This window comes from Dietzia aerolata, from assembly GCF_014144865.1.
GTDB classification, from domain to species: Bacteria; Actinomycetota; Actinomycetes; order Mycobacteriales; family Mycobacteriaceae; genus Dietzia; species Dietzia aerolata.
In genome coordinates this window covers 18612-35486 of the sequence record NZ_JAALDM010000032.1, presented here as the reverse complement: position 1 = coordinate 35486, position 16875 = coordinate 18612, and the positions used below count along the sequence as shown (strand labels likewise).

The window sequence follows — 16875 nt, the reverse complement described above, 5'->3', positions numbered from 1 at the left end:
CCGCCTCCGGCCCCGGTGACGACGACGACGGGGTTGCCCGATCCAGATGTGTCCATATCCCGACGCTACCGTTGCCCGCCCCTTCCGGGGTGCGGCTCAGTGCGAGGCCGTGCGTAGACACGGTCCGCCATTCTCGCTGCCGGGATGTGCCGACCCGGTCGAAAGCCGCGCCAGCCGCGGGCCGTGTCTCGCGCCCCGTACCCCGCGCCGCCGGCCCCGTTCGCAACTCGCGGACGGGCCGCCTCCGTGTCAGGCGCTGGCGCTGGCGTCGAGTCCCAGCTTGCCGGCGAGACGCTCGATGTACGCGAGCACCTCCTCCTCGGACTTGTCCGGGGTGCCATAGACGAGTTCGTGTACTCCGAGCTCGCGGTACATATCGATCTTCTCGGGAACCGGCTTGCCGTCGAGGACGACGATGTACGGCTCGCCCTCGCGGCCGGCCTCGGCCCACAGTTCGCGGAGCATGCGGACGCTGCCGGCGATGTCCTCGGAGATCGGGGTGGTCATCCAGCCGTCCGCGCTTCGGCAGATCCACTTGAAGTTCTTCTCGTTGCCGGCCGCCCCGACCAGGGTCAGCGGGCCGGGCTTGCGGACGGTCTTGGGCCATGCCCAGCTGGGGCCAAAATCCACGAACTCCCCGTGGAATTCGGCCTCGTCGTGGGTCCACAGTTCCCGCATTGCTTCGAGGTATTCGCGCAGCATCGTCCGGCGGCGCTTCGGCGGCACGTTGTGGTCGGCCATCTCGTCCAGGTTCCAGCCGTAGCCCACGCCGAGGACCGTGCGGCCGCCGGAGAGGTGGTCTACCGAGGCGATGGTCTTGGCGAGCGTGATGGGGTCGCTCTCCACCGGGATCGACACGGCCGTTCCGAGGCGGATCGTCGAGGTGACGGCCGCGACCGCGCCCAGCGCGACCCACGGGTCCAGGGTGCGGCAGTAGCGCTCGTCGGGCAGTTCGGCACCGCCGGTACCCGGATGGGCGGCGTCGCGGCGAACCGGGATGTGCGTGTGCTCGGGCACGTAGAAGGCGGTAAAGCCCGCCTTCTCGGCGGCAACGGCTGCCGTGGTCGGCCGGATGCCCCGGTCGCTGGTGAACAGGGTCAGTCCGAATTCCATTAGCTCTCCCTCGTGCCTGTCTCCACTTCGTCCGACACCTGACCAGACAGGTGTCCATCGGCGGATGGGGAAAGACTATCGCACGGAGAACTCTGACGGGCGGACCTCGTCCACCTCGCTGTTCGTCGAGGCGTCCGGGACGCACTCGGTCGCGGTGTCGGCCGAGCAGGTGGCCGGATCACCGGGCACGGACTTCAGCCGCTTCATCGTGTGCGTGGAGACGTAGCGAAAGATCTCGTTCCCGGGTGTGGTGCGGGACAGCGCGTCCGCGGCCAGCAGCACCACGGCCCCGGTCCAGGTGCTCAGCTCCACGGGCCAGCGCTTGCCGTCCGCGTAGACGAGCCCGGTCCAGTAGGAGCCGTCGGCCTCACGCAGGTGCTGCATGTTGGTGAACTGCTCCAACGCCTGCTCGTGCCTGCCGGCCGCCTCGAGGGCGAGCACGAACTCGCACGTCTCGGCGCCGGTGACCCACGGCCGGTGGTCGACGCACCGGATGCCGAGGCCGTCCACCACGAAGTCGTCCCACCGCTCGTCGATGCGGTGCTGGGCCTGCTCCCCCACCATCACCCCGGTCAGCACCGGGTAGAACCAGTCCATCGAGAACTCGGTCTTGGGCGTGAACAACTCCGGATGTGCGCGGAGGGCATGCCCCAGTCGATCCGCGGCCAGATCCCACTCGGGGGCGCTGTGGCCGAGTTCATTCGCGATCGCGACCCCGCAGCGCAGCGCGTGGTGGATGCTCGACGATCCGGTGATCAGTGCCTCGTCGCAGAACCCGCGCGGGCTGGAGCCCCACCACATCTGCCCCTGGGGGCCCTGGTGGGTCAGCACCAGATCGAGGGCGCTGCGCACAGTCGGCCACATCGACTCCAGGAAATCGCGGGCGCCGGTGACCAGGTGGTGGTGCCACAGGCCCACCGCGATGTAGGCGCAGAAATTGGTGTCGGTGTCCGAGTCGGCGATCTCGCCGTCCTGCCACTTGATCGGCCACGACCCGTCGGCCCGCTGGGTGTCCCGCAGGAAGCCGAACGCCCGACGCGCCGCCTCCCACTGGCCGGAGACGGTCAGCCCCATCGCGGACTCGACGTGGTCCCACGGGTCCGTGTGTCCGCCCGTGAACCACGGGATCTCACCGCTGGGCTTCTGGACCGAGGCGATCCATTCGCCGGTGGCCCGTACCTCGGCCTCGTCCAGGACTCCCGGGACACTGGGGACGAGCCGCTGCCGAGCCCGGACGTCACCGATCACGACGTCGCCGACGGTCACAGGGCGCGCGGAACCGTTGCTCTGGGGCTGCACGGTCGATCAGGCCTCCGCGGGCTTACGCAGGTAGAAGACGATGGACTTGCCCATCACCGGGTTGAGGAGCTTCTCGGCGGTCCGCGTGACCCACGGCCCCTTCATGAGGTCCCACACGAGCAGCTTGTGGTACGCCTTCGGCAGCGGGTGCTCGTCGTTCTCGGTGCCCACCGCGCACTTGAGCCACCAGTACGGGGCGTGCAGCGCGTGGGCGAAACCGGTGCCGGTGACCTCCAGGCCCGCGGCGCGGAGCTTGTAGCCCAGCTCCTCCGCCGTGTAGATGCGGCAGTGCCCGCCCGGGTTGGAGTGGTAGTCGTCCGAAAGCTTCCAGCACAGCTTCTCCGGCCACTCACGGGGCACGGTCACGGCGGCGACGCCACCCGGCTTGAGGATGCGGACCAGCTCGGCGATGGCCTTGGTGTCCTCCGGGACGTGCTCGAGCACCTCGGAGATGAGCACCAGGTCGAACGTGGCGTCGTCGTACGGCATCGCGAGGGCGTCACCGGTGACGGCCTCACCCTTGGACGTCGGCAGGCCCTCGCCCTCGGCCTCCATCGCGCCGAGCATGTCGGAGACCTGCTGCATTTCGTCTACGTTCTGGTCGAACGCGGTGACGTCGGCTCCACGCCGGTAGAGCTCGAAGGTGTGTCGCCCGAGGCCGGCACCCACGTCGATGGCTCGCATGCCCGGGGTGACCCCCAGACGGTCGAAATCAGCGGTCAGCATGCGGCGTCCTCCTGCTCGCGAATGTCGTACTCGCCGGTCCCCGGCAGTACCTCGGGCACGTCAGCGTTGACGTGCTCGTCGATCTCGGCCTGATCCGGTCCGATGACCGGTCCGGCGGTGAAGCCCGGGAGCTTCTCTCCACGGACCCGTGCGATGGCCGCCTGATAGACCTCGACGGTCCGCCGCGCTACGGCTGCCCAACTGTAGCGCTCCATGACCCGTGCGCGGCCACCCTCCGACAGCCTTCGACGTTCCTCTGGGTCGGACAGCAGAGCACAGATCTGACGGGCCAGCTCGTCCACGTTCCCGGGCTCGACGAGCCGCGCCGCGGAATCGTCGGAGCCGACGACCTCGGGAAGAGCCCCCGCCCGCGTCGCGACGAGCGCGCAGCCGCTGGACATCGCCTCCACGGCAGGCAACGAGAATCCCTCGTACATGCTCGGGACGACCGCGATTTCAGCGGTTCCGACAAGGTCGGCGAGTTCGTCGTCGTCGACCCCGTTCACCAGGTCGACCGCATCGCGCAACCCGAGGGAATCGAGGAGTTTCGCGGCCTCGCCCTTGCGCTTGAGCTTGGAGACCAGGGTCAGTCGCGCGTTCGGGTGTTCCTCGCGGACCTTGGCCAGTGCACGGAGGAGGATCGGCACTCCCTTGAGCGGCTGATCCGCGCTGGCCACACACACGAGCCGGCCCGGCTCCCGGTCACGCCGCTCGTGGAAGCGGTCGGTGTCGACGCCGAGCGGGATGGTGACGATGCGGTCCGGATCTACGCCGAAGTCCGTGACGATGTCGTCGGCCGAGTTCGAGGAGACCGTGATGATCTCCTGGAGCTTGCGGGAGACCTTGATCTGCATCCCCAGGAAACCGAACCAGCGCCACGTGGTGAGCTTCTTGCGCAGCGGCGCCTCTTTCATGGCCAGCTCGCGGTCGCGGGTGATCGGGTGGTGCACGGTGGCCACCACCGGGAATCCGGCCTCCTCCAGTTTGAGGAGGCCGCTTCCGAGGCACTGGTTGTCGTGAACTACATCGAAGTCAGCGAGCCGGTCCCCCAGGGTGCGGGCGGCGCGGAGGCTGAAGGTCCGCGGCTCCGGGAACCCCGCGGTCCACATGGTGACGACCTCGAGCACGTCGATCCAGTTGCGGATCTCCCGCGGGTGCGGTGTCCGGAAGGGATTGGCGTCGTTGTACAGGTCGAGGCTCGGGATCTTCGTCAGTGTCGGCCCGGCGTCGAGTTCGGGGTACGGCTGTCCGGAGAACACCTCGACGGTGTGTCCCAGTGCTGCCAGCTCCCGGCTGAGATGGCGGACGTAGACGCCCTGCCCACCGCCGTGTGGCTTGCTCCTGTACGACAGCAGTGCGATCCGCACAGTCGATCGTCTCCTTCCGGTCAACGGTCCCCGGTCGACCCGCACTGACGTGCGGTGCGGCCGTGGGCACATCGGTCAAGTCTAGAACACGTTCGCTATTTGGCCGGAATGCGGCCGGGGTGACGCAACGGACCCCCGAGCACGGGCTGTGCTCGGGGGTCCGTTGATGGCGATAGTGCAGGTGGGCGACTAGTGGACGCCCACCCGGCTATCAGTACCCCAGGTCGTCCAGACGGACCGAGGCGCCGGTGGCGTCGCTGAATCCGTCCTCGGGGCCGTAGAAGCCGTCGCCGTAATCCGGGATGGAGTACGCGGCTGCGCGTGCTTCCTCGGTGGGCTCGACCGTCGAGTTGCGGTAGCGGTTGATACCGGTACCCGCCGGGATGAGCTTACCGATGATGACGTTCTCCTTGAGACCGACGAGCTTGTCCGACCGCTTGTTGATGGCGGCGTCGGTGAGCACGCGAGTGGTCTCCTGGAAGGAGGCGGCCGACAGCCACGAGTCCGTCGCGAGCGAGGCCTTCGTGATGCCCATGAGGACCGGGCGCGCGGAGGCCGGCGAGCCGCCCTCGGTGAGCACGCGACGGTTCTCCGCCGTGAGCTCGGCGCGCTCGACGAGGGCACCGGGCAGGAACTCGGTGCTGTTGGACTCGCTGATGGCGACGCGGCGCATCATCTGGCGGACGATGACCTCGATGTGCTTGTCGTGGATCGACACGCCCTGCGAGCGGTAGACCTTCTGCACCTCGTCGACGAGGTGCTTCTGGACGCCGTTCGTACCGAGGATCGCGAGGACCTCGTGCGGATCGGCCGGCCCCTCGAGGAGCGACTGACCGCGATCGAGGTGGTCACCGTCGGCGATCGGCCGCGACGAACCATCGTCGAGGTCGATGTGCGCGAGGCCCTGACGCTTGGACAGCTTCTCGTAGACGATCTCGTCCGCCCCGTTGTCCGGGATGATCGTGATCGTGTAGAAGCGCTCCTCCTCGTCGAGGCGGATGCGTCCGGCTTCCTCGGCGATCGGGGCCTTGCCCTTGGGGACACGGGCCTCGAACAGCTCCTGGACACGCGGCAGACCACCGGTGATGTCGTCACCGACGCCACCCTGGTGGAACGTTCGCATCGTCAGCTGCGTGCCGGGCTCACCGATCGACTGGGCGGCGACGATGCCGACGGCCTCGCCGATGTCCACCAGCTGGCCGGTGGCCATCGAGCGGCCGTAGCAGGTCGCACACACGCCGGTACCGGTGGTGCAGGTCAGGACCGAGCGGACCTTGACGTTCTCCACGCCGGCCTCGATGAGCGCCTCGATCGTCGGATCGCCCAGGTCGGTGCCGGCCGAGACGATGACCGTTCCGGCGGCGTCGACCGCATCCTCGGCGAGGGTACGGGCGAACGTCGAGGTCTCGACGTGCTCGTCGCGCTCGAGTGAACCGGTCGGGTTGCCCTGGGCATCCATGACCGGACGGGCGATGACCGTCTCGACACCCTTGTTGGTGCCACAGTCGGTCTCGCGGACGATGACGTCCTGGGAGACGTCGACCAGTCGACGGGTGAGGTAGCCCGAGTCGGCGGTACGCAGGGCGGTATCGGCCAGACCCTTACGGGCACCGTGCGTGTTCATGAAGTACTCGAGCACGGTCAGGCCCTCGCGGAACGAGGACTTGATCGGCTGCGGGATGAACTCGCCGTTCGGACGCGTGACCAGACCCTTCATGCCCGCGAGTGCACGGATCTGGGTCATGTTGCCCGCCGCACCCGACTTGACGATCGTCGGGATCGGGTTGGTGTCCGGGTAGTTCGCCTCCATGGCCTGACCGATTTCGTCGGTGGCCTCCTGCCAGAGCTTGACCAGGTCGCTCTTGCGCTCCTCGTCGGTGATCTTGCCGAGGTCGAACTGCGACTCCAGGCGCGCGGCCTTGGCGTCGTACGAGGCGAGGATCTCCTGCTTGGCCGGCGGCACGAGCACGTCGGACATGGCGATGGTCACGCCCGAGCGGGTGGCCCAGTAGAAGCCTGTGTCCTTGAGCTTGTCCACCGTCTGCGCCACGACGATCATCGGGTAGCGCTCGGCCAGGTCGTTGATGATGACGGCCTGACGCTTCTTCGGCATCTGCTCGTTGACGAACGGGTAGTCCGCCGGGAGCAGCTCGTTGAACATGACACGGCCGAGGGTCGTGACAGTCGTCCACTCCTGGCCGGCGGTCCAGCCGTCGGGGAACTGCTCGGCCTCGATCTCGGCGGACGGACGCTGCTGCGACAGCCGCATCTGCACCGGGGCGTGGATGTCCAGTACGCCCAGGTCGACGGCCATGATGGCCTCGGCCGGGGTCGAGTAGACGCCCTGCGCCGGCTCGTTCTCGCTGGCCGGCACGTAACAACCCGTGGACCCCTCGTCGAGGCGGGTCAGGTAGTACAGACCGGTCACCATGTCGAGTCGCGGCATGGCGAGCGGACGACCGGACGCCGGCGACAGGATGTTGTTCGAGGCGAGCATGAGGATGCGCGCCTCGGCCTGTGCCTCCGAGGACAGCGGGAGGTGCACGGCCATCTGGTCACCGTCGAAGTCGGCGTTGAAGGCCTCACACACGAGCGGGTGCAGCTGGATGGCCTTACCCTCGACGAGCTGGGGCTCGAACGCCTGGATGCCGAGACGGTGCAGCGTGGGTGCACGGTTGAGCATCACCGGGTGCTCGGCGATGACCTCTTCGAGAACGTCCCACACCTGGTCACGCTGACGCTCGACCATCCGCTTGGCGGACTTGATGTTCTGGGCGTGGTTGAGATCCACCAGCCGCTTCATGACGAACGGCTTGAACAGCTCGAGCGCCATCAGCTTGGGAAGGCCACACTGGTGCAGCTGGAGCTGCGGACCCACGACGATCACGGAACGACCCGAGTAGTCGACGCGCTTACCGAGCAGGTTCTGACGGAAGCGGCCCTGCTTGCCCTTGAGCAGATCGGACAGCGACTTGAGCGGGCGGTTGCCCGGGCCCGTAACGGGCCGGCCGCGACGACCGTTGTCGAACAGCGCGTCCACGGACTCCTGCAGCATCCGCTTCTCGTTGTTGACGATGATCTCGGGAGCACCGAGGTCCATCAGTCGCTTGAGACGGTTGTTGCGGTTAATCACACGACGGTAGAGGTCGTTGAGGTCGGAGGTCGCGAAACGGCCACCGTCGAGCTGGACCATGGGGCGCAGCTCCGGCGGGATCACCGGGACGGCACCGAGCACCATCGCGGCCGGGTGGTTACCCGACTGCAGGAAGGCGGAGACCACCTTGAGTCGCTTGAGGGCGCGGATCTTCTTCTGGCCCTTGCCGTTGCGGATGACGTCCCGGAGGGCCTCCGCCTCGGCCTCGAGGTCGAAGTTCTCCAGGAGCGACTGGATCGCCTCGGCGCCCATGCCGCCGGAGAAGTACTCCCCGAAACGGTCGTCGAGCTCGCGGTAGATGCCCTCGTCGACGATGATCTGGTTGACGTCGAGCTTGGTGAAGGTGGACCAGATCTCCTCGAGTCGATCCAGCTCGCGCTGGGCCGCCTCGCGGATCTTCTTCATCTCCTTCTCGCCGCCGTCCTTGACCTTGCGGCGCTGGTCGGCCTTGGCACCCTCGGCCTCGAGCTCGGCCAGGTCGGCCTCGAGCTTCTTGGCGCGGGCCTCGATGTCGGAGTCGCGCTCGTCCTCGATGATCTTGCGCTCCTCGACGACCTGGGCCTCGAGGGTGCTGAGCTCGTTGTGGCGGAGCTCGGTGTCGACATCGGTGATGACGTACGCGGCGAAGTAGATGATCTTGTCGAGATCCTTGGGCGCCAGGTCGAGCAGGTAGCCCAGGCGCGACGGAACGCCCTTGAAGTACCAGATGTGGGTGACCGGCGCGGCCAGCTCGATGTGGCCCATCCGCTCACGACGCACCTTGGCGCGGGTGACCTCGACGCCACAGCGCTCACAGATGATGCCCTTGAAGCGGACACGCTTGTACTTACCGCAGTAGCACTCCCAGTCCCGGGTGGGGCCGAAGATCTTCTCGCAGAACAGGCCCTCCTTCTCCGGCTTGAGGGTGCGGTAGTTGATGGTCTCCGGCTTCTTGACCTCGCCGTAGGACCAGTTACGGATGTCCTCGGCGGTGGCGAGGCTGATGACCAGCTCGTCGAAGTAGTTGACGTCCTGCACGTAGGCGTCCTTTCCCGGGTGGGATGATGGCGGGCCCTCTGGGGCTGGTGGGGCCGTGTGCGGGGCCCGCCGTGGTGGAACTGAATTCTTCGGGTGCGGTGCGGAGAAGGCCTCTCGGCCTCCCCCGCCCGCCTACTTACTGCGCCAGCTCGTCGGCCGCGGAGGACTCGTCGCGGGAGAGGTTGATCCCCAGGTTCGCGGCGGTGCGGTCGAGATCGTCGTCGTCACCCTCGCCGAGGGAGACGGCCTGCCCGTCGCTGGAGAGCACCTCGACGTTCAGGCACAGCGACTGCAGCTCCTTCAGGAGGACCTTGAAGGACTCCGGAATACCGGGCTCCGGGATGTTCTCGCCCTTGACGATCGCTTCGTAGACCTTCACGCGGCCCACGACGTCGTCGGACTTGATGGTCAGCAGCTCCTGCAGCGTGTACGCCGCGCCGTAGGCCTGCATGGCCCAACACTCCATCTCACCGAAGCGCTGGCCACCGAACTGGGCCTTACCGCCGAGCGGCTGCTGGGTGATCATCGAGTACGGGCCCGTGGACCGGGCGTGGATCTTGTCGTCCACCAGGTGGTGGAGCTTCAGGATGTACATGTAGCCGACCGCCACCGGGTACGGGAAGGGCTCACCGGAGCGACCGTCGATGAGGGTCGCCTTGCCGTCACCCTGGACCATCCGTTCACCGTCACGGTTCGGCAGCGTGTGACCCAGCAGGCCGGTGATCTCCGTGTCCGCGGCACCGTCGAACACAGGGGTGGCGGTGTTCGTGTCGGGCTCGACGCGGTGGATCTGCTCCGGCAGCTTGGCGGCCCACTCGGGCAGGGAGCCGTCCGCCTCACGCGGCACCTCCCAGCCGGCCTTGGCCAGCCAACCGAGGTGGGTCTCCATGATCTGGCCGATGTTCATACGACGCGGGACACCGTGCGTGTTCAGGATGATATCCACGGGCGTGCCGTCGGGCAGGAACGGCATATCCTCCGCCGGGAGGATCTTGCCGATGACGCCCTTGTTGCCGTGGCGGCCGGCGAGCTTGTCGCCGTCCTGGATCTTGCGCTTCTGCGCCACGTAGACACGGACCAGCTCGTTGACGCCCGGGGGCAGATCGTCCTCGTCGTCACGCGAGAACACGCGGACACCGATGACCTTGCCGGACTCACCGTGGGGCACCTTGAGCGAGGTGTCGCGAACCTCGCGCGCCTTCTCGCCGAAGATCGCGCGGAGCAGACGCTCCTCCGGGGTGAGCTCGGTCTCGCCCTTCGGGGTGACCTTGCCGACCAGGATGTCGCCGTCACGGACCTCGGCGCCGATGCGCACGATGCCACGGTCATCCAGGTCCGCGAGGACCTCGTCGGAGACGTTGGGGATGTCGCGGGTGATCTCCTCGGCGCCCAGCTTGGTGTCGCGGGCGTCGATCTCGTGCTCCTCGATGTGGATGGACGTCAGGACGTCCTCCTCCACCAGGCGCTGCGAGAGGATGATCGCGTCCTCGTAGTTGTGGCCCTCCCACGGCATGATCGCCACGAGCAGGTTCTTGCCCAGGGCCATCTCACCGTCCTCGGTGCAGGGTCCGTCAGCAAGAACCTGGCCGGCCTCGACGCGGTCTCCCTCGTCGACGATCGGCTTCTGGTTGGAGCAGGTGCCCTGGTTGGAGCGCGCGAACTTCGACAGGCGGTAGGTCTCGCGGCCACCGTCGTCGTCCATGACGGTGATGAAGTCCGCGGAGACCTCCTCGACCATGCCGGCGCGGTTGTTGACGATGACCTCACCGGCGTCGACGGCGGCACGCAGCTCCATGCCGGTGCCGACGAGCGGCGACTCGGACCGCACCAGCGGCACGGCCTGACGCTGCATGTTCGCACCCATGAGGGCACGGTTGGCGTCGTCATGCTCGAGGAACGGGATCATCGCGGTGGCGACGGAGACCATCTGGCGCGGCGACACGTCCATGTAGTCGACGTCCGCGGCCTCGACGACCTCGACGTCACCATGCTTCTTACGCACCAGGACGCGGTCGTTGACGAAGGTCATCTCCGGCGAGAGCTCGGAGTTGGCCTGCGCCACGACGTAGCGGTCCTCCTCGTCGGCCGTCAGGTAGTCCACCTGGTCGGTGACGACGCCGTCGACGACGCGGCGGTACGGGGTCTCGATGAAGCCGAACGGGTTGACGCGGGCGTACACCGAGAGCGAACCGATGAGACCGATGTTCGGCCCCTCAGGGGTCTCGATCGGGCACATGCGGCCGTAGTGCGACGCGTGGACGTCTCGCACCTCGAGGCCGGCGCGCTCACGCGACAGGCCGCCGGGGCCCAGCGCCGAGAGACGACGCTTGTGCGTCAGGCCCGACAGCGGGTTGTTCTGGTCCATGAACTGCGACATCTGGGAGGTTCCGAAGAACTCCTTCAGCGCCGCGGTGATGGGCCGGATGTTGATGAGCGACTGCGGGGTGATCGCCTCGGAGTCCTGCGTGGTCATGCGCTCGCGGACGACGCGCTCCATGCGGGACAGGCCGACACGGACCTGGTTCTGGATCAGCTCACCGACGGTGCGGAGGCGACGGTTACCGAAGTGGTCGATGTCGTCAACCTCGACGGGGACCTCACGGCCGCCCTCGATCTGCATCGAGCTCTCGCCGGCGTGGAGCCGCACGAGGTACTCGATGGTGGCGGCGATGTCCTCACGCGTGAGCGTGGTGGTGGCGTCGCCCTCCGGGTCCGGCAGACCGAGCTTGCGGTTGACCTTGTAGCGGCCCACGCGGGCCAGGTCGTAGCGCTTCTCCTTGAAGAAGAGGTTCTCCAGGAGGGCCTCGGCGGACTCGCGGGTCGGCGGCTCGCCCGGACGCAGCTTGCGGTAGATCTCGAGCAGGGCCTGGTCGGTGTCCTCGACCGTGTCCTTCTCGAGGGTGGACATCATGATCTCGGAGAAGCCGTAGCGCTCCTTGATCTCGGTGGTGGTCCAGCCGAGCGCCTTGAGCAGCACGGTGACGGACTGGCGACGCTTCCGGTCGATGCGGACGCCGACCGTGTCGCGCTTGTCCACGTCGAACTCGAGCCACGCACCGCGCGACGGGATGACCTTGACCGCGTGAACGTCACGCTCGGTCGACTTGTCGCGCGAGCGGTCGAAGTACACGCCCGGCGAGCGGACGAGCTGGGAGACGACGACCCGCTCGGTGCCGTTGATGATGAAGGTGCCCTTGTCGGTCATCATGGGGAAATCACCCATGAAGACGGTCTGGGACTTGATCTCGCCGGTCTCGGTGTTCTCGAACTCGGCGGTGACGAAGAGCGGCGCCTCGTAGGTGCGGTCCTTCTCGCGGCAGTCCTCGATCGAGGCCTTGACCTCTTCGAAGTACGGCTCAGAGAACGAGAGCGACATGGAGCCGGAGAAGTCCTCGATCGGGGAGATCTCCTTGAGAATGGACTCCAGGCCCCCCTCGAGGTTGGTGACGCCGCGCGAGGCGGCCTCCTTCTGCCACTCCTCCGACCCGATGAACCACTCGAACGACTCCGTCTGGAGGTCGAGCAGCCCCGGAACCGGCAACGGCTCGGTGAGCTTCGCGAACGAAACTCTCCGGGGCGCACCGGGGACGGTGGAGACTGACGTGGTCTGGCGGGAGACTGCCAAGATGGGTCCTTCCAGCACCTCACGTGATCACCACGGGCGGTGACCACAGATGTATCTGCGAGCGGTCCGCCGACGGGTATCCACCCGTGTCCGCCATGAAGTTTAGGCCCGGAAAATGCCCGGTCAGACCGGGTCGGGGCCATCAATGACGAAACTAAGGGCAAATAGCAGCCAGCGCAACGACCTAATCTAGTCGATACGGGCGCCTGTGTCCAGCCCTCGACGGGAAGAGCCCCGGAGGCTGTCGGCATGTGTGGCGCGGCGTCCGTCTCTGCGCTGGTTGCCCTCGTGGCTCTCGCCTCATCGGCTCCCGGTCGGGACGTCGCACCCGGGCGAGGCTTCTCGCTTCACGCCCGATGCCCCTAAAGGGTGACGGGTCCGCGCCCGTTCGTCAAGGATTTGGCGCGGACAGTCTCAGATCCACAGCCTTCTGCAGCCCGGAAACTCCACCATCGCAGCCGAAATTACCTGGTCAGGAGGGCAGATCCGGGATCCGGGACAGCTTCCACACGCCGTTGACCTTGTCGAGTCCGACCTGGTAGGTGCCGGTCGTGCTGCCCGCGGCGGCGCCTTCGCGTTCCATCGAGACCTCTTGGACCAGAAGCACCTCCGCGCGATCGCCCTCGAGGTAGGCCACGCCGGCCTCGGTGACGCGCGCGTCGACGGTCGTCGCGGACTGCTCGTAAGAGTCCCGCAGCGCCGGCCAGTTCTTGTCCAATTCCTCGACGAGGTTGGGGGTCAGGAACTCCCCCAGCGACGCGTGGTACTCGTCGAGCGTCTCGTAGTCGATCGACACGAGTCGCTGCACGTTCGAGATCGCCGCGGTGAGGACCTCGTCGGTCGCCGCGCGGTCGACGAAGGCCTGATTGGGCACATCGACGCCCGGTTCGGTCGCCAGGAATCCGCCCGCCGCGCCTGCCGCCACGCCGACGGCCAGCATCGCGTAGGCGAGTTTTTTGCCGGGACGACGACGAGACGACCCGTCACCGGCGACCGTCGACCTCCCGGTGGCGGTTCGCCGGGCTCCGGTCTTGTCGTCGTCGCCCCTTCTTTTTCTCTTGGGCGTGGAGACCGGATCGGGCGCGCTCTCCGCTGACCCGCCGCTCCCCGGGCGGACGGGGCCCGTGTGGCCGGCGAGGCGGCGCGTCGAGGGCGTCTGGGACGGCTTCTGGTTCCTCTTGATGGGTGGCATCCGGGTATCCCTGCCCTTCCTCAGCGTCCGCCGGAGGTGGTGGGGGCCGGCGCGGTGGTCGACTCCTCCCCCTCGGCGGTGTCGTCGTCGGCGTCATCGCCGGCATCGGTGTCTTCGGCGTCGGCGTCATCGTCGGCATCACCGGAGCCCTGGCTCCCCGATCCGGTCTCGCCGGAGAGCTCATCGGGATCCGGGAGCTCGATATCCTGCACGGACTCACTGGACTGGCCGACCGGGACCGTCACACCGACCTGGTTGACCGCGTCGGCCTTCCACTGGCCGTCGACCCGGGTCAGATCGACCCGCATCGCCTGACGGCCGGTGATGTCCTCCTGCCCCTCCCGCTCGGAGTGAGCGGTGAAGACCAGGATGACGGCCGCGTCGCCCGCATCGAGATTCATCTCCTCGACCGCGGAGTAGGAGACGTTGGCCGTGGTGACGGCCTTCTGCTCCGTCACGCGGGTCCGCACGTCCTCGGCCCACTGCTCCTGCTCCGTGAGGAACGTGCCCGTGGACGAATCCGCCAGCTTTTGCAGCGACTCGTCGACGTTGCGGTAGTCGAAGCTGAACGCGTTCTCCACGACCTGCGTGGCCACCTGCACGATCTCGTCACGCTGGTTGGCGGTGTCCTGGTCCTGTCGCGCCTGCCGGTACTGCAGCCCGAACACGACGAGAGCGACCAGACCCGCAACCAACACGATGGCGGCGAACACCATCAGCAGGGTGTGCTTACGGTCCTCGCTACCGCCTATGCCGGTGTCAGCGTCATCGGCGCTTGCTTTAGCGCTTTTCTCCCCCGAACTCATGGCGGCGACGGTACCGGATGCGCGGCGGGCCGGATCATCGGCCGGTCGCCGCGTCACCGGGGAATCAATCCCTGCAGTACCGCGAGCTGCTCGGCAGCCACCGACAGATTGAGGCGGTCCGGGTCGACCTTGGGCTTGGTGTCCCAGGGCTGCTCGACGCCCGGGTAGGCGTATTCGACACGCTCGGCGCCACGCACGGTGGTGGGGCTACCGAACGGTACGGTGCAGTGCGCGTCGTAGTTGGGCGGGAAGTTCTGCTCCTGCGGATCGAACGCGGGGTCCGTGGCCTTGATCTGGTCGATGATCTCCTGGGTGCCCTCGTACCCCATGGTGCAGGGCGTCGGGTTGTCCATCTCGAGCACGAGTCCGAAGTGGATCGTCCCGTCCCCCGGGGCGACGGACAGTCCGCCGGCGGCCAGGGCGGGCAACAGCTGGAGCAGCACCTTGAAGGACGGTGCGAGCGGATCCACCGTCATCATGGTGTCGGACAGGTTGGACACCGCTCGGGTCAATGGTTCACCCGAGTTCTCGATCAGGTACCGCGTCTCGTCCGCGAACTCCGGTGCCGTGGTGATGAGTCGCTCGATGTCCGAGTCGGAGTCGCGGAGTGCCTCGGTGACGACGCGCAGGTCGCGCGAGAAGCTCATGATCTCGCCGGACTGGTCCGCCTGGGTGTCCAGCACCGTCGCACCATCACGGATGAGCGCCTGGAGCTGCGGCATCGTGCGGATGCCGGAATCGGAGATCCGGATCAGCGAGTCCGACAGGCGCTGGAGCTGTGGGCCCCGCCCCTCGAACGCCTTGCCCAACTCGTCGACGGTGACCTCGAGGTCGTCGAGCGGAACCGATCGGGAGAGCTCGTCCACCGACAGCAGCAGGTCCTCGACTCGGACCGGGAGCGCCTCGTCCCCGGCGGCGATGACGTCGCCCTCCTTGAGGTACGGCTCCGACAGGCTGTTGGGGCGCAGGTCGACGTACTGCTCACCGATGGCAGAGCGGTTGGCTACGACGGCGACGGTGTCGGCCGGGATGTCGGGCGCACTGGAATCCAGGTCCAACTCGACCCGCACGCCGTCGTCGGTCAGTGACAGCTCCCCGATCCGGCCGACCGGGGTGCCCCGGTAGTTCACGGCTGCGTTGGTGAACACTCCACCGGTGTCGGGCAGGTCGAGATAAACCTTGTACTGCCCGATCCCGAACAGCGAGGGCAACCGGACGTAGTTGGCTCCCACGTAGGTGATGCCGACCGCGGCGATCACCAGGAAAACGATGAGCTGGGTTCTCAGTGTCTTGGTCACAGGTATCCGGGCTCCCCTGGTTCGGGCAGGTAGTTCTCGGAGAACTCCGAGGTACCGGGCGCTTCTGGGGGGTCGACTGCTCGGTCCATGATCGGCGGGACCGGGAGCAGCGGCAGCACGATGGTCGTGCGCCGGTCCGGCCCGTTATCGCCGATCCAGGGGTTTCCGGGATTGACGTTGTACGGACCACTGGTGGTGGTCGGGTAGACCGGAACCGGATTGCCCTGGTTCGCGCCGAGATTGCGGAGCGTTTCGGAGATCGTGGCGTCGACCGACAAGAACACGTTGGCTGCGCTGCCGACCGTCGACTCGATCGACGCGTCCGGGAACGGGAACGTCGGGACGAATCCGGTCAACTCGATCAGGTCGGGTGTGGACCTGGCGAGGTACTGCAGCACCGGACGCAGTGCTCGCAGGTCGGCGATCAGATCCTCACGACTCTCCAGCAAGATGTCGGAGCCGACCTGGCCCAGCGCGTCGACCTTACGAAGCATCTCCACGAACTGCGGACGCTGCTCTTCGAGAACGGCCACACCGGCGGGCAACTCGTCGAGTGCCGCCTGGATCTGGGCACGCTGGTCATTCGCCCGGGCGGACATGAGGTTCACGCCCTCGATCGCGGTGGTGATGCTGTCCCGCTGACGGTTGAGCCCGGCGATGAGCTCCTCGGCGGAGCGGAGGGACTCGGTGAGGCCTTCCTCTCGGCCTTCTGTCAGCAGTCGCATCTCTTCGACGATCGGCTGGAGCTGGTCGACGCCACCGCCGTTGAGCAGGAGTGACAGGGCCCCGAGAACCTGCTCGATGTCGGTGGCCGTGCGCGTATTGGAGGTTCGGATGACGTCGCCTGACTCGAGTTGGCCAACCGGCTCCTCGTCCTCCGGCGGGGTGAGCTGGACGAACTTCTCACCGAGCAGGTTGGTCTGCTGGATCGACGCCTCCACGTTCTCCGGAAGGTCGACGTCGTCGTTGATCACCACCTCGACCTGCGCTGTCCATCCGTCCTCGGCGAGCGCGATGCCGGTGACCCGGCCCGCATCGAGACCGTTGACCTTCACCGAGGACTGCAGGACGAGGTCCAGCACGTCATCGAATTGGATGGCGACGTTCATGGGGTTGTCCCCCACATCGGCACCGCCCGGAAGGGTGTAGTCCTCGAGATTCATGGAACAGCCGGCAGCCATCGCGGCCACGAGTGCGGTCGCGCCCACCGTTCGGCCGAGACGTCCCACGACGCCGGGTCCCCCGCTATCGCGGTCGGAATTTCGGAGCTGACTCATC

Annotated in this window: 10 protein-coding genes; all 10 read right to left on the bottom strand. The window is 67.2% G+C overall.

Annotated features, from left to right (window positions below; all coding sequences use genetic code 11):
• Nucleotides 1-249 precede the first annotated feature (249 nt).
• Nucleotides 250-1113, bottom strand: a complete 864-nt coding sequence (locus tag G6016_RS02565) for an LLM class F420-dependent oxidoreductase (RefSeq protein WP_182631142.1) — start codon at nucleotides 1111-1113, stop codon at nucleotides 250-252.
• Between the two features lie 75 nt (nucleotides 1114-1188).
• The gene (locus tag G6016_RS02560) at nucleotides 1189-2358 is read right to left on the bottom strand and encodes a glucosidase family protein (protein ID WP_338403482.1); all 1170 of its coding nucleotides are present in this window, start codon (nucleotides 2356-2358) and stop codon (nucleotides 1189-1191) included.
• Between the two features lie 60 nt (nucleotides 2359-2418).
• The gene (locus G6016_RS02555; RefSeq protein ID WP_182631141.1) at nucleotides 2419-3138 is read right to left on the bottom strand and encodes a class I SAM-dependent methyltransferase; all 720 of its coding nucleotides are present in this window, start codon (nucleotides 3136-3138) and stop codon (nucleotides 2419-2421) included.
• Complete coding sequence (locus G6016_RS02550) at nucleotides 3132-4505, bottom strand: glycosyltransferase (RefSeq protein ID WP_182631140.1); 1374 nt, start codon at nucleotides 4503-4505, stop codon at nucleotides 3132-3134. Before G6016_RS02550 ends, G6016_RS02555 begins: the two co-directional genes overlap by 7 nt.
• Before the next feature lie 211 nt (nucleotides 4506-4716).
• Nucleotides 4717-8676, bottom strand: coding sequence for a DNA-directed RNA polymerase subunit beta' (locus tag G6016_RS02545; protein ID WP_182631139.1), 3960 nt, complete (start codon nucleotides 8674-8676; stop codon nucleotides 4717-4719).
• A 136-nt stretch (nucleotides 8677-8812) separates the two neighbouring features.
• Nucleotides 8813-12319: a DNA-directed RNA polymerase subunit beta gene (gene rpoB, locus G6016_RS02540; protein WP_182631138.1), complete on the bottom strand. Its 3507-nt coding sequence runs from the start codon at nucleotides 12317-12319 to the stop codon at nucleotides 8813-8815.
• Between the two features lie 454 nt (nucleotides 12320-12773).
• Nucleotides 12774-13493 (bottom strand): hypothetical protein, encoded by a 720-nt coding sequence (locus G6016_RS02535; protein ID WP_182631137.1) that lies wholly within the window; start codon nucleotides 13491-13493, stop codon nucleotides 12774-12776.
• 20 nt (nucleotides 13494-13513) lie between these two features.
• Nucleotides 13514-14299, bottom strand: coding sequence for an Rv1363c family protein (locus G6016_RS02530; protein ID WP_182631136.1), 786 nt, complete (start codon nucleotides 14297-14299; stop codon nucleotides 13514-13516).
• Nucleotides 14300-14352: 53 nt separating this feature from the next.
• Nucleotides 14353-15597 carry an MCE family protein gene (locus G6016_RS02525; RefSeq protein WP_182631135.1) on the bottom strand — a complete coding sequence of 415 codons (1245 nt, stop codon included), beginning with the start codon at nucleotides 15595-15597 and terminating at the stop codon, nucleotides 14353-14355.
• A complete protein-coding gene (locus G6016_RS02520; protein ID WP_182631134.1) occupies nucleotides 15594-16874 on the bottom strand; it encodes an MCE family protein in 1281 nt (426 codons plus the stop codon). The genes G6016_RS02525 and G6016_RS02520 overlap by 4 nt, the downstream gene beginning before the upstream one ends.
• Nucleotide 16875 lies beyond the last annotated feature (1 nt).